Origin of the sequence: Gemmiger formicilis (assembly GCF_900167555.1) — a bacterium.
Taxonomy (GTDB): Bacteria; Bacillota; Clostridia; order Oscillospirales; family Ruminococcaceae; genus Gemmiger; species Gemmiger formicilis.
The window spans coordinates 1-25,648 of sequence record NZ_FUYF01000009.1 but is presented as its reverse complement, the minus strand read 5'-3'; the positions used below and the strand labels follow the sequence as shown (position 1 = coordinate 25,648).

Below are 25,648 nucleotides of genomic sequence, written 5' to 3'. Positions count from 1 at the left end.
AGGGACCGCCACTATGCTGACCTATAATATGGACGTGGAGGAACGCAGCACCTGGCTGCGCGCCACCCCCGGCGCGGCGGCGCTGGCACAGCCATTTTACTGCACCGAGGCCGGCAACTTTTATGGCCGCGCCCATTTTGCCACAGCCCGTACCGATAAGGAAAGCTATCTGCTGTTTTATACGCTGTCCGGCTCCGGTCTGATCGAGCAGAACGACCAGCGCGTGGAGCTGCCCGCCGGCAGCGCCCTGCTGTTGAACTGCCGCACCCCGCAAAGCTACTGCACTGCCCCCGGGCAGGACCACTGGCACCACTACTGGGCGCATCTGGACGGCGCGGGCGTCGCCAATCTGGCCGAGGTACTGCAGCCGCAGGGGCGGCTGTCCCCCGTTACGGTCAGTCGGCTGGAGATGCAGCCGCTGTTTGAGTCACTGGCCGCCGAGTGGGAGCACGGCGCTGCCGCACAGATCGAAATCTGCCTGGCCCTGCACCGGATGCTGGCCCTGATGGCTCGCCAGCTGCTGGCCGGGGACGAGAGCCGCTCCAACCGCACCTTGATCGAACAGGCCGCCGAGTACATCCGCCAGCACTATGCCGAGCCGCTGTCGCTGGACAGCCTGCTGGCCCAGACGCCGGTGAGCAAGAGCTGGTTCCTGCGGCTGTTCCGCCAGTACATGGGCACGACGCCCTACAATTTTTTGCTGTCCACGCGGATCACACGTGCCAAGGAACTGCTGGTACTGACGGATTTCTCCGTCTGCGAGATCGCGCACCAGGTCGGCTTTGGGGATGAGAGCAACTTCTCGACCCGCTTTACCGCCATGGTGGGCCAAAGCCCCCAGCAGTACCGCAAAAGTGCAATGAAGCCCGCGGAAAACTGAATAAAAGGATTATGGGAAAGAAGGCATTTGTATGTTGAAAACCGAACGCATGGACCGTGTCCGTGCTGCCCTGCGCGCGCAGGGACTGACGCAGATGATCGTCTGCGACCCCAAGAGCGTGTGGTATCTGACCGGCGTCGCCGTGGAGCCCTATGAGCGTCTGCTGGCGCTCTACCTGCCCACCGAGGGCGAGCCGGTGCTGTTTTTGAACAGACTGTTCAATGTGCCCGAGCCGCCGTGCAGGACCGTCTGGCACACCGACACGGACAAGCCCGTGGCGCAGATCGCCGAGGTCGTGGACGCGGGCAGGCCGCTGGGCATTGACAAGGAGTGGCCCGCTAAGTTTCTGATCCCGCTGATGGAGACCCACCCCGGTATGCAGGTCGTGCTGTCCAGCGACTGCGTGGACGACTGCCGCGCCTGCAAGGACGCCGAGGAACAGACCCTCATGCGCGAGGCGTCCCGCATCAACGACGCGGTAAACGAGGCCGCGAAGCACTATATAAAGGCCGGCATGACCGAACGCGAGGTCGCTGAGTTTATCGACGCGCAGTACCGTGCCCACGGCTGCGAGGGGCCGAGCTTTACGACGATCGTCTCCTTTGGCGCCAACGCCGCCGACCCGCACCACGAGCCTGACGACACCGTGTTAAAAGAGGGCGACTGCGTGCTGTTTGACATGGGCTGCGTGAAGAGCCGCTATTGCAGCGACATGACCCGCACCTGGTTCTGCGGCCAGCCCACTGAAAAGCAGGCCGCCGTGCACGATCTGGTGCGCCGCGCGAATGAGGCTGCCGAGGCGCTCATCAAGCCCGGCGTGCGCCTGTGTGAGCTGGACGCCGCCGCGCGCGACCTGATTACGGAAGCGGGCTACGGTGCGTATTTCAACCACCGTCTGGGGCATTTCATCGGCCAGACCGACCACGAGAAGGGCGACGTCAGCAGCGCGAACACCGCCGTAGCCAGACCCGGCATGATCTTTTCGATTGAGCCGGGTGTCTACCTGCCCGGCGAGTTCGGCGTCCGCGTGGAGGACCTCGTCCTGGTGACAGAGACCGGCTGCGAGGTGCTGAACAGGAACGATAAGCATTGGGATGTGGTGGGCCTGTAAGCATTCTGTAGGGGCCGGACATGTCCGGCCCGCGGCCTCCCGTCGGCGCTCTGTCATGGGAAAGCTACGGGCGCATATAGAATGCGCCCCTACGGATTACGTTTCCGACAAAGGGAGAAAACTCCACGCGGGGCGCCCCCACAAAAAACGTAGGGGCGGATTCCATATCCGCCCGTACCCGTTTGCGGCAAGGCAAACTTCCGCGGGCGCATATAGAATGCGCCCCTACGGAGTCATTCGATAAAACACAACAGAGAGGTGTACGATTGAAAAAACATCTGTTCCGTATCATTGCCGTCCTGTCCGCCGCGGTCCTGCTGGCGGGCTGCGCGGCGTCGCGGCTGCGGCTGGGGGCTGCGGCTGCAGGCGGCGTGTACAATGCGTTTGGTACCGCCATGGCCGCCCAGAACAGCACCATCGAGGTCAAACAGACCGCCGGGTCCGCCGCCAACCTGCGGCTGCTGGCGGGCGGCTATTTACAGCTGGCCGTTGCCCAGTCCGACATGGCGCAGGATGCCTACGACGGCAGCGGCATCTTTTCCCACGAGAGCACCGAGCGCAGCTTCAGCGCCGTGGCCGCCCTGTATGAGGAGGCCGTGCAGGTCATTGTCCGGGCCGACTCCGGCATTACGACGCTGGAGGAGCTGCAGGGCTGCACGCTCAGCGTCGGCGAGGAGGAATCCGGCACCGAGCAGAACGCCGGGCAGGTGTTGGCCGCCTGCGGCCTGAACAACCGCCTGGTACACACTGTAAACCTGAACTACACCGACGCTGCCGCCCGGCTGGCCGACGGCACGATCGACGCGATGTTCGTCACCTCCGGTCTGCACGCCGACGCGCTGGAGCAGCTGTCCAAGACCTGCGCCATCCGTCTGCTCTCCGTCGACGGGGGTGTCGGTGCGCGGCTGCTGGCGGCCTACCCGGCCTACCGCGCCTTCGTTATCCCCGCCGGGACCTACGCCGGTCAGGGTGAGGACGTCTGGACCGTCAGCGTGCAGGCGCTTCTGCTGGCGTCGAACGCGCTGTCCGACGAGACCGTCCAAAGGCTGACTGCCCGGTATTTTGACAGCGTGGACGCCGTGGCTGCCGCCGTGCCGGTGCCGCTGGTGACCGACCCCGCCGTGGCCGCCGCGCAGAGCGTTATCCCCTACCACACCGGGGCCGCTGCGTACTACACCGCGCAGAGCATTACCCCCGCAGGGCCGGAGACGGGCGCGTCCCCTGAACAGGAGGCCGCCGCATGATCATCTCACTGGATATGTACCAGACGCTGTTTGCGGCGGTCTGCGTGCTGATGCTGGGCCGCTTTTTGAAGGCGCGCATCGGCTTTCTGGAAAAATTCTGCATTCCCGCGCCGGTCATCGGCGGCGTGCTGTTTGCCGTTTTCACCTGTCTGTGCTATGTGACCGGCATTGCCGAGTTTGAATTTGACGACATTTTAAAGGAAGTCTGCATGGTGTTCTTCTTCACCTCGGTAGGCTTTCAGGCCAACCTCAAGGTGCTGAAAAGCGGCGGCAAATCGCTGATCCTCTTCTTGGGGCTGGTCGTTGCGCTGATTTTGTGCCAGAACTTCCTCGCCGTCGGGCTGGCGAATCTGTTGGGCATCTCGCCGATGATCGGTCTGTGCACCGGTTCCATCCCGATGGTCGGCGGCCACGGCACGGCGGGCGCGTTCGGCCCCGTGCTCGAGGACTTCGGCGTTGCGGGCGCGACCACGCTCTGCACGGCGGCGGCCACCTACGGCCTGATCGCGGGCAGCGTCATGGGCGGCCCGACGGGCCGTCTGCTCATTGAGCGCCGCAAGCTGCTGGACACCGTTGTGCCCGAGGACGACAGCCTGCTGGTGGAGGAAGAAATCAAGCATGAGCGTCACACCAGCATGTACCCGGCTGCTGTGTTCCAGCTGATTATCGCCATCGGCATCGGCACGTTCATCTCCAAGGCACTGGCCATGACCGGGCTGACGTTCCCCATTTATATCGGCGCGATGATCGCCGCGGCGTGTATGCGCAACATCGGCGAATTCACCCACAAATTCACGACCCACATGGGCGAGATCAACGACATCGGCGGCATCAGCCTGTCGCTGTTCCTGGGCATTGCCATGATCACGCTGAAGCTGTGGCAGCTGGCCGCGCTGGCGCTGCCGCTCATCATCCTGCTGGCGGGCCAGACACTGCTGATTTTCCTGTTCACCTACTTTGTGATTTTCAACATCATGGGCCGCGATTATGACGCTGCGGTCATTGCAGCGGGCGTCTGCGGCTTTGGCATGGGCGCGACACCCAACGCCATGGCCAACATGCAGGCCCTGTGCGAAAAGTATGCCCCGTCGGTCAAGGCGTATCTGCTGATCCCACTGGTAGGCAGTCTGTTTGCGGACTTCCTCAACAGTCTGGTCATCACCTTCTTTATCAACTTTATCTAATTGGGAGGTCCTTCTGATGTTCCGCAAGCTGCGCGAGGCGCTGAAAAAGCAGCACTACCGTGTCCACAGTGACGATGTTGCTCTGCCCGAGGTCCACACCGGCCAGGTCACCCACGGCGACGCCCCCGAGACCCCGGAGAAGCACAAGTCCATCAACTATGAAAACGTCGCCATCCCGGAGGTTCATATTCCAAAGAAGAAGCCCTGAAGCCTTCTCCCCTTGGGGGAGAAGGTGGCCCCGCAGGGCCGGATGAGGGGAGAGCTTGCCGCGGTTGCCCGCAAACGGGTTGCCACAGAGGGTTCGGCCCTCATCCGTCACCTTCGGTGACAGCTTCCCCCGATGGGGAAGCCTTTTTGTACAGCAAAACGCCCCTGACCGTTCGGTCAGGGGCGTTTTGCTCGTAATGTTAGTCGAGGAAGTTCTCGTTGAGGGTGACACCGAAGTCGTGGGCAATGGCGCGCAGGTCATCGTCGGTGATGGTCTGGCGGATCAGGCCGCCGCCCATGGACAGGACCTTGACGTAGATCTCGGCACTCTTTTCAATCGTGTGGGCGAGGCCGAAGGTGATGTCAAAGTCGGGGCCGGAGGCAAACAGGCCGTGCTGTGCCCAGATAGCGGCCTGATAGGTTTTCATCTTCTCGGAGGTTGCCATGGCAATGTCCGCGCCGCCCGGGACCATCCAGGGGCAGACGCCAACGCCCTCGGGGAAAACGACGGGGCACTCGGTAGCGCTCTGCCACAGGGCGCGGGAGAAGTCACGGTCCGTCAGCGGCAGGATGTAGGTCAGCGCAATGACGTTGGTGGCGTGGCAGTGATAAATAACGCGGTTCGCGCCGTTGGTGGCGGCCTTGCGGACGCTGTGGTTCATGAAATGGCTGGGGAACTCGGACGTCGGGCGTGCGCCGTCGGCCAGACCCCAGACGATGCGCCCGCTGTCGCCCTTATCGTTGATCTCCACAATGCCGATGCTGTGGATCGGGTCGGGCTCGACGTTGCGGAAGAACTTGCCGGAGCCGGTGGTGATGAAGTACTCACCGGCCAGATTATCGGCCTGCACGCCCATGTTGACCCACTCGCGCGGCTCGGCGTCGAAGTAGGGACGGCAGGCGGCGACGTCCTCCCCGGTCATGCGGTAGGTCAGGTTGCCGCCGTTGCGCTCGTGCCAGCCCTGCAGCCAGCCATCGTTGCACATGCGGATAAAGCCCTTGACGCAGGGAATTTCATAAATCGTAGACATAATTTCTGCTCCTTTATATCGTTGTGTTGGCTTCCCCCTCCGGGGGAAGCTGTCAGTGGCCCCGACCACTGACTGATGAGGGCAAAGCTGCCGACAGCAGCCCGTTACCGGGCAATTGCCGCAAGGCCGCCCCTCATCCGGCCTCGGGCGGGGCCTCGGCCACCTTCCCCCAAGGGGGAAGGCATCCCGAAATCAGCGCGTGATCACATCCACCGGCACGTTGAAGATCTCGGCAACCTTCAAAATCGTGTCGATGTGGTGGCCGGTGGCGGCGGCCATGTGGTGGGTGGGGCCGGCCTCGCTCCAGCGGTTGACGAACTCGCGGGCACCGCAGCTGAAGCGGGTGCGCATGTTCGTGTCACCGAAGGTGAAGATCGGGCCGGGCTCGTTGACGCCCTCGGCCACAACAAACTTGAAGTGGCCGTCCTTGTCCTGCGTGATGGCCAGATAGGTCACATCGCCCACCGGCGGGTAGAACTGGGTCAGGTAGCCGCCGCCGGTCTTGCCGTGGAACACGGGCACGATCTTCATGGTCGGCTTTCTGGCCGTGGAGATGTCGGCGTCGCCGGAGCCGGAGTGGCCGATGATGCAGATGTCCTCATTGAAGTCGATGGAGTACATCTCGCTCAGCTGGCCGCAGCCCGCAATGGTCTTGAGGATGGACATGGCCATCGCGACCTTGATGTCGCCCTCGACGGCGCAGGCCGTGCCCTGCTTGATGAGCATCGAGAACGCGGGGATCAGCATCGAGTCCAGCTTACCGGCCACGCCCTTGGCGAAGCCGTCGTAGTGGCTGGCGACGAAGGCGATCTTCTCGTCCCTGACCCACTGCTCAAATGCGACAACGTAGCGGGCCATATCCCAGACCTTCTCCACAGTGCCGCCGCCCTCAATATCGAAGGTGTCCAGAATGTCCTGCGCCTTGGCGCGGATGGCGTCCTCGTCGGTGATGTTGTCGGCGATGGCCCACATCTTCTCCCAGTCAAACTGCTTGGTGTAGAGCCACATACGGTTGTACAGGTTCGTCTCGTCGATGTACAGATCCATCATGCCGGGGTATGGGCGGCCGATCTGCGCAAGGTTCGTATCACGGAAGCGGCGGCGCACCTGCGCGGCCTTGCACCAGTCGTTGATTTCGGCCTGCACGGCGGGGTCACCGCCCTCGACAACGCCGGTGATGACGGCGTGGCGCTTACCGGCGCGCTCCAGGTCAGCGACCATCTCGCCGACAGCGCCGCAGGCGTACAGCTCACCCAGCCAGGTGGGGGTGTCGGTGTTGGCGTAGTCGGGGGCCTTCTTCTTCTGCACGTTGACGAGGACGACGGGCACGTCGAGGTCGCGCACGGCAGGCAGCATATTGTAAGAGGTAGCGTAGGTCAGCAGCTGCAGAATGACAAGGTCAACGTCGGCGGCGCGGAACTTATCGCCCGCGGCCATGGACTGCTCCTTGGTGGTGACGATGCCGCCGTCGATGACATCGACGGTGTCGGGCAGCGTCTTTTTGAAGGCGGCGTACTGGCCCTCAAACTCGGGGACCAGCGTGGGGAACTGCGGCAGGTAAGCGCCCAGCGCAATGGCGAACACGCCAACGCGGGCTTTGGTTTCGACTAACATGGTGGGACCTCCTGTATATGGATTTGTTGTATTGGTAGGGGCCGGGCATGCCCGGCCCTGTCGTGTAAGGCAAAGGGTCGTTTACTCCGGCTGATACTCTTTAATTTCAAAGCTGCGCCGGATGGCGGCGCGGGCCTCGGCCAGGTCGGCAAAATCGCCGCTGTGGATGAACTGCACCATCAGGTTGCCCAGCGCTGTGCCCTCGGTGGGGCCTGCAAACACGGTCAGGCCGGTGGCGTTGGCGGTCTGCTGGTTCAGGTAGCCGTCCTGGCTGCCGCCGCCGACGATGTTCAGGCTTGTGTAGGTCTTGCCGGTCAGGCTTTGCAAGGTCTCCACGGCGCGGCGGTAGTCCTGCGTCAGGGAGTTGTAGACGCACTGCATGACCTCGCCGGTGGCGGCGGGCACGGGCTGGTGCGTGTCGGCGCAGGCGGCCCTGACTTCTTCGATCATGGAGACAGGCGCTAAGAAGCGGTTGTCATCGGGGTCAACGCAGCTGGGGAAGTCGGCGGCCTCCTTCGCGGCGGCGATCAGTTCCGGGAAGCTCGGGCGGGTGCCGGTCTTTTCGCCAAGCTCACGGCGGACGGACTGGATCATCCACAGGCCCATGATGTTTTTCAGGTAACGGTAGCGGTATTCATAGCCGCCCTCGTTCGTAAAGTTGGCGGCGCAGCTGTCCGGGCCGGTGATGGCCGCTGCGTTTTCCACGCCCAGCAGGCTCCATGTGCCGCTGGACAGGTAAGCGGCGTACTCATCCCGTGCGGGCACGGCGAGGAACGCCGAGCCGGTGTCGTGGGTCGCGGGCAGAATGACCTCGGCGTCAAAGCCGACAGCCTTCTGAATTTCCGGCGACAGATGCCCCAGCACGGTCCCGGCGGTCTTGATGGGCTGGAAGATGCCGCGCGGCAGACCCAGCTTTTCGATCAGTGCATCGTCCCAGTCCCTGCTGTCCGCGCCCACCAGCGCCGTGGTGCTGGCGTTCGTGTATTCATTGGCGGGCACGCCGCAGAGCAGGTAGTTCAGGTAATCTGGCACCATCAGGAACGTTTTGGCGGCGGCCAGCTGCTCCGGGTGCTCCTTTTTGAGCGCCATCAGCTGGTAGACCGTGTTGAACGGCTGGTACTGGATGCCGGTGCGGGCGTAGTGGTCGGCAAAGGTCAGGCCGTATTCCTTTTCCAGCGCCTCGCGGATGCCCTCGGTGCGCTCGTCGCGGTAGGCGACGGCGTCGCCGATGCGCTTATTGTCCGCATCCAGCAGCACAAAATCGACGGCCCAGGTGTCGATGCCGATGGTCGCGGGGGCAAAGCCTGCGTCGTGTGCAGCCTTCAGGCCGTTGACGACCTCTTGCGCGAGGGTGTCGATGTCCCAGCAGAGGTGGCCGTTCTCGCGGTGGACGCCGTTTTCGAAGCGGTAGACCTCCTGCAGGGTGATTTTTCCGTTCTGCACGATGCCTGCGATGTGCCGCCCGCTGGACGCGCCGATGTCGACTGCCAGTGTACAGGTTTGCATAAGCTCTCTCCTTCTTTGCAAAATAACAGTGTTGCAGCATTTGCTTTTTGTCTGCATTATACGACACCCGGGCCCGGCTTTCCATCCGCAAAAGAATTTGATTGTTTGGGAAAATTCCACACGCCCCTTTCCGCGTTCTCGGCGGTTTTGTCCGGGTCCCGTGCCGGAATGATCCGATTGACACGCCCCGTGCCGTCCCGTATAATAGACCCTGCAACCAATAAAGGAGATGTTACATTATGGCCACCGCGCACAAAAGCCGTGTGCTGGATATGACCCAGGGCGACCCGTTCCGCCTGGTGCTGCAATTTTCGATGCCGCTGTTCTGCTCCAACCTTTTGCAGCAGCTGTACAACCTGACCGACACTGCGCTGGCCGGGCACCTGCTGGGCTCCGCCGCGCTGGCGGAGATCGGCGCGACGGCGGCGCTGTACGGGCTTATCATGAACTTTGCCTTCGGCATGAACAACGGCCTGGCGCTGACGGTCAGCCGCTATTTTGGCGCGGGCGATGAAAGCGGGATACGCCGCGCCGTGGGCTGGATGGTCACGCTGTCGGCGGCGGTGTCGCTGGTGCTGACGGGGTGCTCCCTGCTGGGCCGCGACGCGCTGCTGACCGTTTTGCAGGTCCCGGCACAGGCATGGGGCGGCGCGTCCGCCTACCTGACCGTCATTCTGCTGGGCATCCCGCTGACGATGCTTTATAATATGGAGGCTGCGCTGCTGCGCGCCGTCGGCAACAGCGTGACGCCGCTGCTGTTCCTGCTGTTCAGCAGCGTGCTGAACGTCGGGCTGGACGCCGCGTTCATGGGGCCGCTGGGGCTGGGCGTGCGCGGCGCGGCCATTGCCACGGTGCTGGCGCAGGGCATCAGCGCCGTGCTGGGCGTTGTGTACATCCTGCGCGGCTACCCGGAGCTGCGCTTTACGCCCCGGCAGCTCGGGGCTGCCACGCACCGCGCCGTGACCAGTATGTTCTGGGCGGGCCTGAGCATGGGGCTGATGAGCGCCATCTACAATCTGGGCAGCGTGGCGCTGCAAAGCAGCATCAATGCGCTGGGCAGCGTCTACATCACGGCGCAGACCGCCGCGCGCCGCTTAGCGGAGCTGTACTTTATCCCGGGCGGTGCGCTGGGCATCGGCGTGGCGACGTTCAGCAGCCAGAATCTGGGTGCGGGCCGCCGCAGCCGCATTTGGCAGAGCGTCAAGGCCGCGCTTGCGATCTATTTTGTGTGGTGGGTGTTTGTGATGGCGTTCACCTTCCTGCTGGGCGGGGCCGCCATCCGCGGCATCACGGGCAGCACGGACGAGGTCATTATCTCCAACGCGCTGCTGTACCTGAAAATCAGCGCACCGGTCATCCCGCCGATGGCCGTGCTGGTCATTCTGCGCAACATGCTGCAGGGCATCCGGCACACGGTAGAGCCGCTGCTGGCCAGCGGGCTGGAGCTTGTGGGCAAGGTGATCTTTGCCGTATGGCTCGTGCCGGTCCAAGGCTACCGCGCGGTCTGCTTTTGTGAGCCGACGACCTGGGTCGTATGCTTTGTGTTTATCCTGCTGGCGGTCTGGCGCTGCCGGGGCGATTTGCGCGACGCAGAAAAAATTTGAATTTTTTTTGCAAAAAGGGCTTGCAATTTGGAAGTCGTTCTGCTATAATAATATGCGTCGCCAAGAGGCGGCGCAATAAGCGCGGTTAGCTCAGCTGGTAGAGCATCTGCTTGACGTGCAGGAGGTCACAGGTTCGAGTCCTGTACCGCGCACCAAGAGTCTGTGGCATCTTAGATGTCACAGACTCTTTTTTTGTTGTATCACCCAGAACCGGCAAGGCCGATGTCGAAAACGAAATCCGTAGGGGCGCATTCTATATGCGCCCGCGGAAGTTTATCCTGCCGCAAGCGGGCACGGGCGGATATGGAATCCGCCCCTACGTTTTTTGTGGCGGGTGGTGCCCCCGCGCAGAGGCGGTGCCCCGCGTGGAGTTTTCTCCCTTTGTCGAAAACGAAATCCGTAGGGGCGCATTCTATATGCGCCCGCGGAGGTTTGCCTTGCCGCAAGCGGGCACGGGTGGATATGGAATCCGCCCCTACGTTTTTGAAGCGGCAGAGCCACCGCGCAGAGGGTGGTGCCCCGCGTGGAGTTTTCTCCCTTTGGTCGAAAGCGAGATCCGTAGGGGCGCATTCTATATGCGCCCGCGGAGGTTTATCCTGCCGCAAGCGGGCACGGGCGGATATGGAATCCGCCCCTACGTTTTTTGTGGCAGGCAGAGCCCCCGCGCAGTGGGCGGCCAAGGGGCGCGTTTTTGCCGGTTGTGCGTGCAAGCGGATTTATTTCCGCTTTCGCCTTGTCAAAAACCATCTTATGTGGTATACTATTTCTCTACAAGTCCACAGGCAAACCCGGTGCAAACCGGCGACGCAAAGCTATAGGGGCCCATCGGGTCAGCCAGTTGCCAACAAGAAATTGTTGTTTTACTGCCGCCGGTAGCTTCGCATCCTTTTTGGGGCAGGAGTTGACGAGGGTGAAAACACAGCGATACACCAGCGGCACAAAGCAGGGCATCTATGACGCTCTGCTGTTTTCTGCTACCCGCGGATATTGTTTAATACGGTCAGACAGCGCTTTCAGGCATGGGTCCGCCATGCCCTGAAGGCGTTTTTTCTGCGTCACAGCCTATATAGCAGACCGTCGAAAAAATAAGGAGAAAAACCGGATGAAAAAGAAACCACTGCACAGAATTTCCTCCCTGCTTGCAGCCACGGTGCTGGGTCTGTTCCTGCTGACCGGCTGCGCCGGAAAAAGCACCGAGGCGGTGCAGGCACAGGAGGACGCCGACACCATTCAGGTCTATTTGTGGTCCAACAGCCTCTACGAAAAGTACGCCCCCTACGTGCAGGCGAAGCTGCCGGACGTAAACATTGAGTTTATCGTGGGCAACAACGATCTGGACTTTTACAAATTCTTGCAGGAAAACGGCGGTCTGCCGGACATTATAACCTGCTGCCGCTTCTCCCTGCACGATGCGGCCCCCCTGAAGGACAGTCTGATGGACCTTGCCACCACCAACGAGGCAGGCGCTGTCTACAATACCTACCTCAACAGCTTTAAAAATGAGGACGGCAGTGTAAACTGGCTGCCCGTATGCGCAGACGCCCACGGCTTTGTGGTCAACCGCGGCCTTTTTGAGGAATACGGTATCCCGCTGCCCACCGATTATGCCAGCTTTGCCGCTGCCTGCAAAGCCTTTGACGAAGCGGGCATCCGCGGCTTTACCGCCGATTATCTGTACGACTACACCTGCGCGGAAACGCTGCAGGGGCTTTCCGCCACCGAGCTTAAGAGCACGGAAGGGCGCAAATGGCGCACCGCCTACAGCTACCCCGCCAGCACCGCCCGTGTCGGGCTGGATGATACCGTCTGGCCGGGCGCCTTCGAGCGTATGGAGCAGTTCATTCAGGACACCGGTCTTACGGCGGCGGACTTAGAGCTGAATTACGACGACGTGACCGGGATGTTCGGCAAGGGGGAGCTTGCCATGTACTTTGGCAGCTCCGCCGGCGTACAGATGTTCCGGGAGCAGGGCATCGACGCGACCTTTTTGCCGTTCTTCAACCAGAACGGCGAAAAATGGCTGATGACTACCCCCTACTTCCAGGTGGCGCTGAACCGCGACCTGGAGCAGGACGCCGCCCGGCGCGAAAAGGCAATGCAGGTCCTGCGCGTCATGCTGTCGGAGGGGGCGCAGGAGCAGATCCTCGCGGACGGACAGGATCTTTTGAGCTACAGCCAGAATGTCAGCTACCACCTGACCGACACCATGAAGGACGTGCGCTCGGTGGTGGAAGAAAACCACATGTTCATCCGCATCGCCTCCAACGATTTCTTTGCCATCTCCCAGGATGTGGTTTCCAAGATGATCGCGGGCGAATATGACGCCGGGCAGGCCTACCGTGCGTTCAACGCCCGCCTTCTGACAGAGGAAACGCCCGACACAAGCGACATTGTGCTGACCAGTGAAACCGCCTATTCCAACGTGTTCCACAAAAACGGCGGCAATGCGTCCTTCTCGGTCATGGCAAACACGCTGCGCGGGCTGTACGGCACCGATGTGCTGATAGCACCCGCCAGCAGCTTTACCGGCAGCGTGCTGCAGGCAGACTATACCCAGACAACGGCACGCGCCATGATCATGCCCAACGGGCTTATGTCGTACCGGCGCACCATGACGGGTGCCGAGCTGAAGGACACCGTGCGCGCCTTTGTGGAAGGCTGCGAGGGCGGCTTTACGCCGTTCAACCGCGGTTCCCTGCCGGTGGTCAGCGGCATGGCCGTGCAGGTGCAGGAGAACGACGGCAGCTATACGCTGACCGGCATCACCCGCGGCGGCCAGCCGCTGCAGGATGACGACACCGTCACCGTGACCTGCCTGGCAACCGAAAAGCAGATGGCGCCGCTGCTGCAGGACGAAAGCCGCGCGTTTGAGCGCGGGGAAGCTACGGTCAAAGACGCCTGGAGCGAGGCACTTTCCGGCGGCAGCGTGACGCTGGCCGCGCCGGAAAGCTATATTACATTCGGGGGGGTAATGCGCTGTGGAAGATACTAAGCATAAAATTAAAATAAAGCGGCATTCGCGGCGAAATTGGCATGCTGCGGCGGCCTGCCTGCTGTCGATTGCGCTGCTTGTCTGCCTTAGCGCGCAGTACCTTTCGTTTGTGTCAAAAACCATCTATGCGGAAAGCACCCAGCATTTGGGAGAAGTCCTGCACAAATCCAACAATATGCTGAGCATGATCGTCAAGAAGAACACCTCCTACCTGCATGTGTGGAACGGCTTTCTGAGCAGCGACCCCGATGATGCCAGCACGCAGGCGTATCTGGAGTCAGCGCAGCAGCAGCTTGGCTTTGCCGAATTCTACTTTCTTTCTTACGACGGCAACTACATGACCCCCAGCGGGAAAACGGGCTACCTGGGCCTGCAGAGCAATCTGGACGAGCTGCTTTCCGACCAGAAGGACGTTGTGTTGAACACGGCCCTGCCCGGGCAGGACCCGATGCTGGTGTTCATCTGCCCCGAAACCAAGGGCATCTACCGCGGCTTTGCCTACGATGCCATTGCCATCAGCCACTACAACAATGTTGTGATGAAGGCCGTGGACGATTCGGCTTTCGGCGGAGCGGCCAGCTCCTTTGTCATCTACCCGGACGGGCAGGTCGTGATCGAAAATATCTCAGAAGGCTCGGAATCCATTTACAATTTTGTAGCGATACTGCAAGAGTATTCCGACCTTACCGAGGCGCAGATACAGGAGCTTACGGACGACTTTGCGCAGGGCATCACCGGAAACTGCGAGGTGACGCTGGACGGCACAAGATTCTATATGGTCTACGAAAGCACCGACATCCAGAACTGGATCCTGGTGGGGCTTGTCCCGCGGGATACCGTCAATGCCGCCATGAACCAGCTTTGGCGGCGCACGGTGCAGATCGTAGCTCTCGTTGAACTGTCGATTGCGGCAATGGTCCTTCTGATGGTCATGCACCGGGGCCGCACCAAGCTGCGCCGCCAGAACACCGCGATTTTGTACCGGGATGTGCTGTTCGAGAAGCTGTCCCAGAACGTGGACGACGTTTTCCTGCTGCTGGATGCCCAAAAGAACCGGGCGGATTATGTCAGCCCGAACATAGAACGGCTGCTGGGCCTGACGCTGAAGAGCGTGCGCAAGAATATCGGCACGCTGGCCCTGCTGTACCCGGCGGATTTCCCCGGCCGCACCAAAAATTATCTGGAAGGGCTTGCCTGCGGCGACCAGCGCGAATGGGACACGGAGTTTATCCATCAGAAAACCGGGGAGCATCGCTGGTTCCATGTGGTTGCCATGGGCAGCGAGGTCGAGGGCAAAATCAAGCACATTCTGGTTCTGTCTGACCGCACCGCCGACAGGCAGGCGAACCAGGCGCTCTCGGATGCCGTGGCCGCCGCCGAAAACGCCAACCGCGCCAAGAGCACCTTCCTTTCCAATATGTCCCACGACATCCGCACCCCGATGAATGCCATCATCGGCTTTACCACGCTGGCGGTCAGCCATCTGGACGACAGGGACCGCGTGAAGGATTACCTTACCAAGATACTTGCCTCCGGCAACCACCTGCTTTCGCTCATCAATGATATTCTGGATATGAGCCGCATCGAAAGCGGAAAGATCCAGCTGGACGAGACCGAGGTCAACCTGTCCGACGTGCTGCACGACATAAAGACCATCGTCAGCGGGCAGTTTTACGCAAAGCAGTTGGAATTGTATATGGACGCGATAGATATTACCGATGAGGACGTCTATTGCGACAAGACCCGGCTGAATCAGGTTTTGATGAACCTTTTGTCCAACGCCATCAAGTTCACCCCCGCGGGCGGCACGGTGTCGCTGCGGGTGCGCCAGCTTGCCGGCCAGGTCAGCGGCTGCGGGCAGTATGAGTTCCGCGTCAAGGACAACGGCATCGGCATGAGCCCGGAGTTTGCCCAAAAAATCTTTGAACCCTTTGAGCGCGAGCGCACCTCCACGGTAAGCAAGATACAGGGCACCGGGCTGGGTATGGCCATCAGCAAAAACATCGTAGATATGATGGGCGGCACCATCGAGGTGCAGACCGCGCCGGGCAAGGGCTCTGAATTTATCGTCCGTGTGCCGCTGCGCATACAGGCAGAGCACCGCAAGGCGGAAAAGATCCCCACGCTGGAGGGCCTGAAGGCGCTGGTGGTGGACGACGATTTCAACACCTGCGACAGCGTGACCAAGATGCTGGTCACGGTGGGTATGCGCGCCGATTGGACGCTTTCCGGCAAGGAGGCCGTGCTGCGCGCACGGCAGTCCATCGAGATGGGCGATACCTACAAGGCTTATATCATCGACTGGCGCCTGCCGGATATGAACGGCATCGAGGTCACCCGCCAGATTCGCAGTTTGAACGATGATACGCCTATTATTATCCTGACCGCCTATGACTGGTCCGACATTGAGGCCGAGGCAAAGGCCGCCGGTGTCACGGCGTTCTGCCCCAAGCCGATGTTCCTGTCGGACCTGCGCGACTCCCTGATGACCGCCATCGGGCAGAAGCCGGAGGAGCAGCCGGGCGTATTGCCCAAGGAACCCACCGACTTTGCGGGCAAGCACATCCTGCTTGCCGAGGATAACGAGCTGAACCGCGAGATCGCCGTGGAGATTCTGAACGCCTACGGCTTTGAGGTCGATACCGCCGAGAACGGTGCCATCGCCGTGGAAAAGGTCCGCACCGCCGCGCCGGGGCAGTACGATCTGGTGCTGATGGACGTGCAGATGCCGATCATGGACGGCTACACCGCCACCCGCCGCATCCGCGAGCTGGAAAACCCCGCCCTGGCGGGCATCCCCATTCTTGCCATGACGGCGAACGCCTTTGACGAGGACCGCCGCAACGCCCTGGAATGCGGCATGAACGGTTTCCTGTCCAAGCCCATCGTGATCGCCGACCTTGTGCAGGAGATGCGCAAGGTCCTGTAACACGCGGGGTTTCAGAGCCGGGAATCATACGCAAAGCCAAAACAAAAGACGCAGCCACGCTATTTTACCGTAAAATAGCGTGGCTGCGTTTTTTTGTGGGTGTCCCTGTTGGTCGGAAACGTGATCCGTGGGGGCGCATTCTATATGCGCCCGCGGAAGTTTGCCCTTGTCGCAAGCGGGCACGGGCGGATATGGAATCCGCCCCTACGTTTTTGAAGCGGCAGAGCACCAGCACAGAGGCGGTGCCCCGCGTGGAGCTTTCTCCCTTTGGTCGAAAACGGAATCCGTAGGGGCGCATTCTATATGCGCCCGCGGAAGTTTATCTTACCGCAAGCGGGTACGGGCGGATATGGAATCCGCCCCTACGTTTTTGAAGCGGCAGAGCACCAGCGCAGAGGCGGTGCCCCGCGCGGAGTTTTCTCCCTTTAGTCGGAAACGAGATCCGTAGGGGCGCATTCTATATGCGCCCGCGGAGGTTTATCCTGCCGCAAGCGGGCACGGGGGCGTGACGGCTGGTGGGGGTTATGACTTTAGGTGGTCGGTGTACCAACGCTGACGGTAATGTACCGTTCATGTCAACAAGAGCCTTCTGGTGTTTAGGAACTTCGGCTATCAGCACACAGCCACCAAAGAAAGCAACGACCGTTATATTGATACAGCCCCGGAGTACATGGCATTTATGCCGCAATACAAAAAACACCGGGAGTCGATACGCAATCATTTGTGCAGTGAATTGTACGGAAAATAAAGAATCGCAGCTATGCCATTTTGCAACAAAATAGCGTAGCTGCGTTCTTTTTTTGGTGGGCCGTGAGGGATTCGAACCCCCACTCAAGCGGTTATGAGAAAGCATCGCTGGCAAAAATTCTAGAATCACCGTAAAATTTTGTTGGCATTCCACAAATAAGAACGCCTAATTTTAGGTAATGTGTAGTAATTTTCGCAGCGTTTCTCAACCAAAATGCAGAGCCGTAGATAAATTGGTAGATGAGTTCGTAGATGGGTTTTGTAGCAAAGCAGGATTAAAAGTCACACACAGAAATTAGAGGTTATGGCCGTAAGGCTAATACCTGTGCAACAAACTCATCCTCAGTCTGCACAAAGTGATAGGGCGCATACTCGCCATAGGCTTCGGGGCGACTGATGGTCATAATCTCTACACCGGTATTCCCAAGGGCTTCGTTCAGAGACCGTTTCAAATCGGCTAAATGTTTCCCATGTACGGTTTCAAATGCTATGCAGCCGTGGGCATAGCGTTCTTTAGCAATAACGTAACACAACGTTGATACTTCCTTTATTACTCTCGTTTGTATACTATATAAAATTACGATGAAGCCAACTTATGGCGAGATGAATTGTTGAGATATTCATCAGTGGTAACAAATGCGCGTAAAAGTTCCCATGACCTTGAAGAAGAATCAGCTATATACAAATCTGCAGAAGATTTATTGTCATCGGTCCAATCAATGCTTGTAATAAGAATATGCCGCAGTTCTGTTTTGCTATATAGTTCGAAGCTCGTGCCAAGTAAAGTGCATGATATCGGTCCCTCATCAAAATTAAGTGGAATATCGTCCTTTCCAACAAGACTTTCGATTTCATGAATGTTTTGACTGGTTTGGGTAAGATGCAATTTTGAAAAAGGATGCTTCCATGCGATTTTTTTGTGGCAAAGGAGGCAAGCTCTAAGCTGATACAGAAATTCCAAATCTTCTTGTGGCATCGGTGCGCCGGGGTCGAAAGAGACATTCAATTTTTCTTCAAGAGTACAAATGTCCGTCCACAAAGCTATTTTGTTTGTCAAATCTTCCATATCGATGTCAGAAATGTCTTGCTTTGGAAATGATTTCTTTTCTCCCTTTATTGTGGCAGTTCCCTCATATAGTCCTTTTAGTAACCGCAAAGCAGCTAAAGCGTCCTTGGAAGATTTGGCATTCGCAGGAATGACCGTAAAATTAAACTTGGTTCTCATTGGAAAGGCATCCTCATATAAGGTGAGGCGCATCTCAATAGCAGGAAAGTCAACATTAGCGTATTTGCGCTTCTTCATAGCTTTGCATGATTGCCGCTGAATGTGAAGTGTGATGGTATTCCAGAAAGCGGGAAAAAGAAACGTATAAGGCTAGAAAATACGGCTTTCTGCAATCTGCTCCAACGCCTTCACCGCAGTATTATACGGAACGGGTTCTTCCAATAATTGCGAAGTCAAAACATCGTAATCCTGTTTGTATGCTTTTTCATTGATAATTTTTAGAAGTAAATCGGATATGTTTACCTCTGGCTGGGCAGATGGGCATACAACGGATTGTGCGCGTACTGCGCGGACCTCTTGAATAAGTTGTCTAAATTTCTCGTCTTGAGGAACAAGCGGCAACAGCTTGTAAATATCGTACAAATGACGGGAATGTTTTGCAGTCTTACTCTGTAGATAATAATCGCAAATGGCAAAAACCTTATCGGCTAAAGTGCGGTCAATTCCCTGTACTTTCATTTCAAAGGGTGATAAGTGATATTCATCCACCAAGTTGGGAACTTCGTTTTGCATCATATCACCCACATAGCTGTGAACCGGGAGCAAAACGGTTGGAAATGAAACGGCTGTGTATGAAGTTTCTAACAAAACGGCCGGTTTGAGCGCATCACTTGCCATAGGAATAACTGAATTATAAGAAAGAACATATCGATTATAATCCCGGCGACTGCGAATTTCGTCCAAATTATCAATAACTAGCCCAAGCTCAGCGGCAGCGTCTAGAATAATTTGTTTGGCCTTGCGTTTCTGCCCCTGTGATAAAAGGGTGTCGATTGTGATATCGATATCCTCGGAGAATCGTTGAATGACCTTATGGCATTTACTCAGAGATGTACCACCCTTGAAAACTATATAGGGCATTTCTTGTGCAAGGATTTGCAACAGCAACGTAACATAATAGTCTTTCTCAATCGCCTGCGCCATTATGCCGGTCTGCTGGTATGAAAGATAGATTGCTTCGCGGAATTGCTCTCGATCATTGTGCAAGTATACCATTATAGATAACCCTCGTCTCTACTAAATTTTTATACAGGCGATCCGGATAGTAAGAAAAGAACGGCTCCAGTGAGGTGATACTCAGATTTGAATCATCCATATAGCGATAGAGACGCTTTTGCAATTCAATTCCAGTAATTTCGGAATAGATGTCAACATCTTTCATCATATCCAAGAATTGCAGCGCTTTATAGTTGCATTCTGTCACCGGAACTTTAGGACGACGCACAATGACACGCGATTTTGCAAGAGAAGTCTCTCGATATTCATTCGTTGCTTTGTTGGTTACGACCTCATACTGCATCGGAACCTGTGTTGTAAGGCCGAGTTGGTTGAAAAACATGAGTCCGCTAAGGTAGCCGCAACGGTTATCTTTTTCGCGCAAGTATTTACATTCCAAGACTTTTTCCGGCGCAAGCGGAGAGCCAGATTTGAAAATAGACTTTTTAGGCAGATAGTAAACGCCGCTGTCAAAGCGCTTGAGTTTTCCGGAATCGGTTAATTTTTTTAACTGCTGGCGCATGTTGGTTGGGCTGATTCCTGAGATGGAAAGAGATGCCGAAAGAATGGGCTCGTTTTCTTTATAGTTTGCCAACAGATAGTTATATAGGCTTTCCATGCTTGTCACCTCGCTGGAATAACGTATTAGAAATATAGTGTTTCTTTTTTGTTATTATAACGCTTTTGAGGTAAATAGGCAAGCGGATTCAACAAAATTGTTTAGAAATGAGGAAAATGAGTATGAAATAATAAGCATTCCTTTATTTTGAGTAAAGAAATTTCCATTCAAGAATCAAAACTTATTTGTACAGATAGCTTTTTTGCATTTCATGGCCTATCAAAATCGCCATCTTTCATTCTCCATGCCAATATAGCCACATGCGTACAATGTTATTCCTTTACATCCCATTAGCAGACTGCTGTTGTGCTCTTCCGCTTCGAGCTTTGCGTAAAGGTGTGTGTGAATGTTTGCTCCAACAGCGCACGAAAAGATTGTTTTATTTGCGCGGGTATGTTAATATACATTAATAAAAGTGTTTTTCGTATAACTGCGGCATACCAAAGGAGGTCTATCTATGATTTTTCCAGGGGAAAAGATCCAATGGGAGAAGGAAAAGCAGACCACTGTCCATGCTTCCGATTCCAAAATTAATGAGAAATACATGGCTGGCGAGGTGAGAATCGTCACAGAGCAAGCGCGCTATCCGCTAGATACCATTACTGGTATGGTATCTAGCGGAAAATATAATCTGATGCCTACATTCCAGCGACGGCATCGGTGGGACGACGAAAAGAAATCTCGTCTTATAGAATCTTTTATAATGAACGTTCCCATTCCGCCTATTTTTCTGTATGAAGTTAAATTTTCTGAATATGAAGTGATGGACGGGCTGCAGAGACTTTCAACGATTTGTGATTTTTACGAAGACAAATTCTGTCTGACCGGTTTGAAATTGTGGCCCGAATTGAACGGAAAAAGATACAGCGAGCTGCCAGAGATGGTCCGACAAGGGATAGACCGTCGATATTTGTCGTCTATCATTTTGCTTCAGGAATCTGCTAAGACAGCACAAAAAGCACAAGATATGAAGCAACTTGTATTTGAGCGAATCAACAGTGGCGGTGTAAAATTGGAGCCACAGGAAACACGCAACGCATTGTATAATGGACCGATGAATGAATTGTGCGCAAATCTAGCCAGAAATAAATATTTGTGTGCACTATTTAGAATTCCGAACGAAGAGAGCTATTCCCTTCTTGATGATGAGCAAGAACTGCCAGATGTAGCGGAAAGGGTCGAAAAGGAATTAGAGAATAACAGTCTGTACCGAACAATGTATGATGTTGAACTTGTTCTTCGATTTTTCGCAATAAGAAATTTGGAGGGGTATCAAAACCAATTTAGTGATTTCCTTGATAAGTATCTGATTTACGCAAACAAATTCAGTTCGGAAACACTGAAGAAATTGTCTTCTTTGTTTAGTGACACAATATTCTTCGCATATCAGCTACTAGGGGAAAATGCTTTCTTCCTGTGGAGATATCGAAGAACAAAGAGTGGCTCAAAATGGGGATGGTTTACGAGGTCAACGACAACCGTTTATGACCCGCTTATGTTTGTGCTGTCTGAATTTCTTGATCAGAAGGAATGTCTCTTAAGCGCAGTAAAAGCTATCCGAGAAGACTTGAAGCCTTTCTATCAGAAAAATTATGATGTTTTTGAGGGAAGAAATTCCAACAGAAGTGATATAGAAAAGCGCATTACGTTATATAGAGAATTCTTTAAAAAGTATCTTGAGGATTAACAATGCGAAGTACATACGAGCAGAGCAAGTTGAAATTGGATTCATTGAAGAGATATGTGGATAATTTGGATACCCTTAATTGGGTTATCCTCAAATATTCACAGGGGATGTTCGACGGTAAACCTACATTAGATATCAATCTTACAGAGAAAAAAGTGTATGATTACAGTCTGGCGATTATCCAATTATATGGTATTTTTGAGAATTTTTTAGAGTGTATCGTATGTGCATATCTAAGCGCCTTATCAAAACAGATTACTCTATATCAGAATCTGCCGGAAACGGTTCGCGAACATAATTTGAGCCTGTCTGCTAAACTTCTAGGAAACAATTTTTCAAAATATGATTCCGTAACGCCAGAAGAACTCGTTCGTAATCTCCATTCATGTTTTGATGTTGCATCGGACAGTTATTGCCTTAATATTACTGCATTTCGTCAGCACGCTTCCAACTTCAGAGAAGATTCAATGCGGGAATTTCTGCACAATGCGGGAATCTGTAATGTTGACAAGATGATTTCAACAAACGAGAAATTGAAAGCATTTCTCGGAATCACGTCTGGTGAGTCGGTTCCACTATCTAAATATTTTGAATACTTGAAGGATCTTGTGCAACGGCGTAATATCGTTGCGCATGGAGAGATGGAAGATAACATTCTTTCATCTGCTTGGTTGAAGCAGTATATCGAGTATATATCTCTTTTGATGGACTCGATTTACGGTGCGGTTTTGGACACTTATTATGCTTTAATGATAAAAAATGGAAGCGCCAAATATCTCGGACAGCCGATTGAAACCTTTGGTGATTCAATTGTTGGAATAAACTCAAAAAATACTGCCATTAAGGTGGGGCATATCCTTATTGCACGGAATGCGAAAGGTGTACTGTACTGGGGGAAGATTGAATCAATGCAAATCAACAACATTCCTACAGAAGAGGTTACTGCGGAACAGGCTGTTGCCATTGGAATCAAAACAACATTTAAAGTAAAACCACAATACAACTACTACATATATTGGGATAAATATGTGTAATGGCAACACGCTTAATATCGTTTCTCATAATAGTATGGAAAGTTATTATGTATTATATAAATACGAATATTATCTGTGGTAAACAACATTGTGTACTATTCCCCACGATGAAGCCCATCTACCGATTTTATATCGTAGCTACAATATAAAATCGTTGAAAACGGATGATTTTGGATCAAAATGTACCAAATTTATCCCATTTTCCTGAAAATATCCACAAGCGATTTTGCGCGCATCCTGCCGAAAAGCAGGGCGCGCTTTTTTGTTGCAGCGTGAATTTTCACCGTTGGCGGTACGGTTTTGAGAGCCTACCTCCAGCGGTGACGAACAAAACCACAACGATTTCCAAAGAAAATTCCGGCGAGGGGGACATACTCTCCCCCGCCGTTTATTATAGATTCCCGAAAGATTTTGAAATGAAAGAAGGTATTTCCCATGAGCATCATTATCGGCATCGACCACGGCTACTACGCCATCAAAACAGCTCACTGCTCGCTCCCGGCTGGGCTGACAAGCTACGGAGAACACGAACCCTACACCCGCCAAGGACTCTTAGAGTTTGGCGGGTGCTTTTTTGTTTGTGGCACCGGGCGGCAGCCTATCCAGCGGGATAAGACCGTGAACGACAACTACTACCTGCTGACGCTGGCAGCTATCGCCAAGGAAATCAAGCAGCGTGGTCTGCCGCCCGAATGTTCTGTGCGCATTGCGGCGGGGCTGCCGCTGACGAGTTTCGGACGCGACAAGCCCAAGTTCAAAGATTATCTGCTACGGAGCAACCAGCCCGTGAATTTCAAATTCGAGGGCGTGGAGTACAGCATTACCATCGAGGAAGTTGCTGTCTTCCCTCAAGGCTACGCCGCCCTTATGACCGAAACCGGGCTGTTGCAGGACGAGCCATCAATGCTCCTCATGGATTTGGGCGGCTGGACAGTGGACCTTATGCGCATCGACAACGCCATCCCTGCAGCTGACACTGCGCACAGCTTGGAGCTCGGCATGATCCGCTGCGTAGATGACATCCGGGAGCAGGTGCGGCGCGAAACCGGACTGTCCCTCACGGATGCCCAAATCGAAAATATGCTGGCGGGTCAGCCCTGCACAGTCAGCGATACGGTGCGCGACATTGTGAACAAACAAGGTCGCAAGTACACAGAGCATCTCCTGTCTGCCACGATGGAAGCGGGATTCGATTTGCACGCCATCCCCGCCGTGTTGCTGGGCGGCGGCGCATCGGTGGTGAGCCGCCACCTCAGCCCCAAAGACGCGCTTTGTAAGACGATTTTTCTGCTGGACGACAAGGTGAACGCTGTCGGGTTCGAGCGTGCATTGGCCGCCGTGTCGCGCCGTAAAGGCGAGGCATGAAACGCCCACAGTACGTTTTCCGTCCGAACCTCAACGACCCGCAGCACCGCCGCGCATGGGAGCTGCTGCAGCAGATGCCGTCAGCCCGCCGCAAGGAGTTTCTGGTGCAGAGTATCCTTGCGGCAGAACAGACGGATAGGCTGGAGAAAAGCATCCGCAAGGTGGTGCGCGAGGAATTGCAGGTAGTCACTTTGACGGGGGCAATTCCTCGCACCCGAGCAACAGATATAATTCCGCCTTCCGCAATCAACTTTTTAGCTTCACTTTAAGGTGGTGATTACCATGTGGTAATAAACATAAAATCATAAATTGTTGGTTATGGGCATAATTGCCGAGTTATGCATCTCATTATCGTTGGTTCTCGTGAATAGCTTTGTCATCGCACTTGTGATATGCTTGCTTTGCAATCGAAAAACAACTTATCAATGACAAAAAGCGGTTGCAAATTCAGCTTAAGAACAGGAGAATGTAAAATGAACGAATGTATGCTTGATCGTCAGACGGCGGGTTGCGTTGTAGAAAAAATTGTCCTGCCACAAATTGTCAGCATCAAACAGGCAAGTGAAATCATGAAGCTTCCGCCTTACTATCTTCGCCGAGTATGTCGTGAAAATCCGGACATCGCATTCCAGTCCGGGGTGAAGTGGTACATCAATCTTGGAAAACTGGCCGCTTACTATAACAACAAACTAGGTGCATAAAAGGAGAAAGCTGAAATGAGCAAATTGACCGTCACCATTCCGGACGACCTGCACCAGCAAATCAGAGATGAACTGGAACGACAGGGCATCACCACATCGCAATTCATCGAGCAAGCCATAACCACATTTTTTGAGAGACCGAAGGGAGTCAGAAACATGGCAACACGCACATTGGCATTTCAGGTATCCGAGGAACTTCTCCAGCGCATCAAGACCTTTCTTGCAAGGTACGAGCAAATCTATCACCGCAAACTGAGCCAGAAAGAGTTTCTGGTACATCTCATTGAAAGAGAATTGGATGAAGCCGAAAAGGAATACGAAACAATTACGACCGAGCAAGCTGCGGAGGAAAACGCTGATGTCGACTCCGGCGAACCAGATGGCACCGAAATGGAGGTAGATGCACAATACTGAAAATCACATACTTAACCAGCAAAGGCAGCCAACATAGGCTGCCTCTTTTTTCGTTATCGAATCGGTGATTCGATTTATAGATATGTTCTCCGGCATCGGCGGTTTCCGCGAGGGACTGACCCGTGCCGGAGGCTTTACATGCGTAGGACACTGCGAAATCGACAAATACGCCAACCGCAGTTACAACGCCCTGTTTGACACGAAGGGAGAGTGGTTCATTGAAGATGCCCGAAAAGCCGACCCCAGCGCCATGCCCGATTTCCAGTTACTCTGCGGCGGATTTCCTTGCCAGACTTTCAGCATTGCAGGCTCCCGAAAAGGATTCGGAGATCCACGCGGCACTCTCTTCTTTGAACTGGCCCGCCTGGCTGAAGCCCGGAAGCCTTCGTATCTGCTGTTTGAAAATGTACCCGGCCTGTTATCTCATGACGGAGGGCGGACATTTGCGACGATCCTTAACACGCTGGACCGACTGGGGTATGGTGTGGAATGGCAATG

At 55.3% G+C, this 25,648-nt stretch carries 21 protein-coding genes, 1 tRNA gene, 1 pseudogene and 1 riboswitch; of the genes and pseudogenes, 16 read left to right on the top strand and 7 right to left on the bottom strand.

Annotated features, from left to right (window positions below; translation table 11 throughout):
• Positions 1-13: 13 nt before the first annotated feature.
• The 5 genes from B5D32_RS08755 to B5D32_RS08735 all read left to right on the top strand — a co-directional run bounded on the left by B5D32_RS08755 (position 14) and on the right by B5D32_RS08735 (position 4,627).
• Positions 14-880 (top strand): helix-turn-helix domain-containing protein, encoded by an 867-nt coding sequence (locus tag B5D32_RS08755; RefSeq protein WP_078784681.1) that lies wholly within the window; start codon positions 14-16, stop codon positions 878-880.
• Between the two features lie 31 nt (positions 881-911).
• Positions 912-1,991, top strand: a complete 1,080-nt coding sequence (locus B5D32_RS08750) for a M24 family metallopeptidase (RefSeq protein WP_078784680.1) — start codon at positions 912-914, stop codon at positions 1,989-1,991.
• 266 nt (positions 1,992-2,257) lie between these two features.
• A complete protein-coding gene (locus B5D32_RS08745; protein ID WP_078784679.1) occupies positions 2,258-3,235 on the top strand; it encodes a TAXI family TRAP transporter solute-binding subunit in 978 nt (325 codons plus the stop codon).
• Positions 3,232-4,419 (top strand): sodium/glutamate symporter, encoded by a 1,188-nt coding sequence (gltS, locus tag B5D32_RS08740; RefSeq protein ID WP_078784678.1) that lies wholly within the window; start codon positions 3,232-3,234, stop codon positions 4,417-4,419. The genes B5D32_RS08745 and gltS overlap by 4 nt, the downstream gene beginning before the upstream one ends.
• A 16-nt stretch (positions 4,420-4,435) precedes the next feature.
• Entirely contained in the window at positions 4,436-4,627 is a 192-nt protein-coding gene (locus tag B5D32_RS08735) for a hypothetical protein (protein ID WP_078784677.1), read from the top strand.
• Positions 4,628-4,826: 199 nt separating this feature from the next.
• Here the strand turns inward: B5D32_RS08735 and rhaD are convergent, their stop codons facing one another.
• The 3 genes from rhaD to rhaB form a co-directional block, all read right to left on the bottom strand.
• A complete protein-coding gene (rhaD, locus tag B5D32_RS08730) occupies positions 4,827-5,657 on the bottom strand; it encodes a rhamnulose-1-phosphate aldolase (RefSeq protein ID WP_078784676.1) in 831 nt (276 codons plus the stop codon).
• A gap of 192 nt (positions 5,658-5,849) precedes the next feature.
• Positions 5,850-7,271 carry an arabinose isomerase gene (locus B5D32_RS08725; protein ID WP_078784675.1) on the bottom strand — a complete coding sequence of 474 codons (1,422 nt, stop codon included), beginning with the start codon at positions 7,269-7,271 and terminating at the stop codon, positions 5,850-5,852.
• A gap of 81 nt (positions 7,272-7,352) precedes the next feature.
• Positions 7,353-8,777, bottom strand: a complete 1,425-nt coding sequence (rhaB, locus tag B5D32_RS08720) for a rhamnulokinase (RefSeq protein ID WP_078784674.1) — start codon at positions 8,775-8,777, stop codon at positions 7,353-7,355.
• 239 nt (positions 8,778-9,016) lie between these two features.
• Here rhaB and B5D32_RS08715 point away from each other — a divergent pair, with 239 nt between their 5' ends.
• The 4 genes from B5D32_RS08715 to B5D32_RS08700 all read left to right on the top strand — a co-directional run bounded on the left by B5D32_RS08715 (position 9,017) and on the right by B5D32_RS08700 (position 16,302).
• Positions 9,017-10,381 (top strand): MATE family efflux transporter, encoded by a 1,365-nt coding sequence (locus B5D32_RS08715; RefSeq protein ID WP_078784673.1) that lies wholly within the window; start codon positions 9,017-9,019, stop codon positions 10,379-10,381.
• 79 nt (positions 10,382-10,460) lie between these two features.
• Positions 10,461-10,536 (top strand) — tRNA-Val (locus B5D32_RS08710).
• Between the two features lie 616 nt (positions 10,537-11,152).
• Positions 11,153-11,227, top strand: a riboswitch (cyclic di-GMP riboswitch).
• Between the two features lie 256 nt (positions 11,228-11,483).
• Positions 11,484-13,373 carry an ABC transporter substrate-binding protein gene (locus tag B5D32_RS08705; protein WP_078784672.1) on the top strand — a complete coding sequence of 630 codons (1,890 nt, stop codon included), beginning with the start codon at positions 11,484-11,486 and terminating at the stop codon, positions 13,371-13,373.
• The gene (locus tag B5D32_RS08700) at positions 13,360-16,302 is read left to right on the top strand and encodes a hybrid sensor histidine kinase/response regulator (protein WP_078784671.1); all 2,943 of its coding nucleotides are present in this window, start codon (positions 13,360-13,362) and stop codon (positions 16,300-16,302) included. The genes B5D32_RS08705 and B5D32_RS08700 overlap by 14 nt, the downstream gene beginning before the upstream one ends.
• A 1,049-nt stretch (positions 16,303-17,351) precedes the next feature.
• Here the strand turns inward: B5D32_RS08700 and B5D32_RS08695 are convergent.
• From B5D32_RS08695 to B5D32_RS08680, 4 genes and pseudogenes are all read right to left on the bottom strand, one after another.
• Positions 17,352-17,582: a DUF6718 family protein gene (locus tag B5D32_RS08695; RefSeq protein ID WP_078784670.1), complete on the bottom strand. Its 231-nt coding sequence runs from the start codon at positions 17,580-17,582 to the stop codon at positions 17,352-17,354.
• A gap of 44 nt (positions 17,583-17,626) precedes the next feature.
• A pseudogene (locus tag B5D32_RS08690) lies at positions 17,627-18,391 on the bottom strand (hypothetical protein); the annotation flags it as partial.
• Between the two features lie 33 nt (positions 18,392-18,424).
• Complete coding sequence (locus B5D32_RS08685; RefSeq protein ID WP_078784668.1) at positions 18,425-19,330, bottom strand: nucleotidyl transferase AbiEii/AbiGii toxin family protein; 906 nt, start codon at positions 19,328-19,330, stop codon at positions 18,425-18,427.
• Positions 19,311-19,949 (bottom strand): DUF6088 family protein, encoded by a 639-nt coding sequence (locus B5D32_RS08680; protein WP_078784667.1) that lies wholly within the window; start codon positions 19,947-19,949, stop codon positions 19,311-19,313. The genes B5D32_RS08685 and B5D32_RS08680 overlap by 20 nt, the downstream gene beginning before the upstream one ends.
• Before the next feature lie 457 nt (positions 19,950-20,406).
• On the opposite strand from B5D32_RS08680, the gene B5D32_RS08675 reads away from it, so the two are divergent.
• The 7 genes from B5D32_RS08675 to dcm form a co-directional block, all read left to right on the top strand.
• Positions 20,407-21,636, top strand: coding sequence for a DUF262 domain-containing protein (locus B5D32_RS08675; RefSeq protein WP_078784666.1), 1,230 nt, complete (start codon positions 20,407-20,409; stop codon positions 21,634-21,636).
• A gap of 29 nt (positions 21,637-21,665) precedes the next feature.
• Positions 21,666-22,670 (top strand): MAE_28990/MAE_18760 family HEPN-like nuclease, encoded by a 1,005-nt coding sequence (locus B5D32_RS08670; protein ID WP_143402717.1) that lies wholly within the window; start codon positions 21,666-21,668, stop codon positions 22,668-22,670.
• Between the two features lie 435 nt (positions 22,671-23,105).
• Positions 23,106-24,035 carry a ParM/StbA family protein gene (locus tag B5D32_RS08665; protein ID WP_338108541.1) on the top strand — a complete coding sequence of 310 codons (930 nt, stop codon included), beginning with the start codon at positions 23,106-23,108 and terminating at the stop codon, positions 24,033-24,035.
• Complete coding sequence (locus tag B5D32_RS08660) at positions 24,032-24,304, top strand: hypothetical protein (RefSeq protein ID WP_078784664.1); 273 nt, start codon at positions 24,032-24,034, stop codon at positions 24,302-24,304. The genes B5D32_RS08665 and B5D32_RS08660 overlap by 4 nt, the downstream gene beginning before the upstream one ends.
• Before the next feature lie 204 nt (positions 24,305-24,508).
• The gene (locus B5D32_RS08655) at positions 24,509-24,736 is read left to right on the top strand and encodes a hypothetical protein (RefSeq protein WP_078784663.1); all 228 of its coding nucleotides are present in this window, start codon (positions 24,509-24,511) and stop codon (positions 24,734-24,736) included.
• Between the two features lie 15 nt (positions 24,737-24,751).
• A complete protein-coding gene (locus B5D32_RS08650; RefSeq protein ID WP_078784662.1) occupies positions 24,752-25,150 on the top strand; it encodes a hypothetical protein in 399 nt (132 codons plus the stop codon).
• Positions 25,151-25,232: 82 nt separating this feature from the next.
• The coding region (gene dcm / locus B5D32_RS08645; RefSeq protein ID WP_143402716.1) for a DNA (cytosine-5-)-methyltransferase at positions 25,233-25,648 on the top strand (416 nt) is incomplete at its 3' end.

Bases quoted from the DNA above. Each gene is read 5' to 3' on its own strand.
- B5D32_RS08705 (WP_078784672.1), top strand. From the start codon at position 11,484: ATGAAAAAGAAACCACTGCACAGAATTTCCTCCCTGCTTGCAGCCACG.
- B5D32_RS08665 (WP_338108541.1), top strand. From the start codon at position 23,106: ATGAGCATCATTATCGGCATCGACCACGGCTACTACGCCATCAAAACA.
- B5D32_RS08755 (WP_078784681.1), top strand. From the start codon at position 14: ATGCTGACCTATAATATGGACGTGGAGGAACGCAGCACCTGGCTGCGC.
- B5D32_RS08680 (WP_078784667.1), bottom strand. From the start codon at position 19,949: ATGGAAAGCCTATATAACTATCTGTTGGCAAACTATAAAGAAAACGAG.
- B5D32_RS08655 (WP_078784663.1), top strand. From the start codon at position 24,509: ATGAACGAATGTATGCTTGATCGTCAGACGGCGGGTTGCGTTGTAGAA.
- B5D32_RS08650 (WP_078784662.1), top strand. From the start codon at position 24,752: ATGAGCAAATTGACCGTCACCATTCCGGACGACCTGCACCAGCAAATC.
- rhaB (WP_078784674.1), bottom strand. From the start codon at position 8,777: ATGCAAACCTGTACACTGGCAGTCGACATCGGCGCGTCCAGCGGGCGG.
- rhaD (WP_078784676.1), bottom strand. From the start codon at position 5,657: ATGTCTACGATTTATGAAATTCCCTGCGTCAAGGGCTTTATCCGCATG.
- B5D32_RS08675 (WP_078784666.1), top strand. From the start codon at position 20,407: ATGATTTTTCCAGGGGAAAAGATCCAATGGGAGAAGGAAAAGCAGACC.
- B5D32_RS08750 (WP_078784680.1), top strand. From the start codon at position 912: ATGTTGAAAACCGAACGCATGGACCGTGTCCGTGCTGCCCTGCGCGCG.
- B5D32_RS08660 (WP_078784664.1), top strand. From the start codon at position 24,032: ATGAAACGCCCACAGTACGTTTTCCGTCCGAACCTCAACGACCCGCAG.
- B5D32_RS08725 (WP_078784675.1), bottom strand. From the start codon at position 7,271: ATGTTAGTCGAAACCAAAGCCCGCGTTGGCGTGTTCGCCATTGCGCTG.
- B5D32_RS08735 (WP_078784677.1), top strand. From the start codon at position 4,436: ATGTTCCGCAAGCTGCGCGAGGCGCTGAAAAAGCAGCACTACCGTGTC.
- B5D32_RS08715 (WP_078784673.1), top strand. From the start codon at position 9,017: ATGGCCACCGCGCACAAAAGCCGTGTGCTGGATATGACCCAGGGCGAC.
- gltS (WP_078784678.1), top strand. From the start codon at position 3,232: ATGATCATCTCACTGGATATGTACCAGACGCTGTTTGCGGCGGTCTGC.
- B5D32_RS08685 (WP_078784668.1), bottom strand. From the start codon at position 19,330: ATGGTATACTTGCACAATGATCGAGAGCAATTCCGCGAAGCAATCTAT.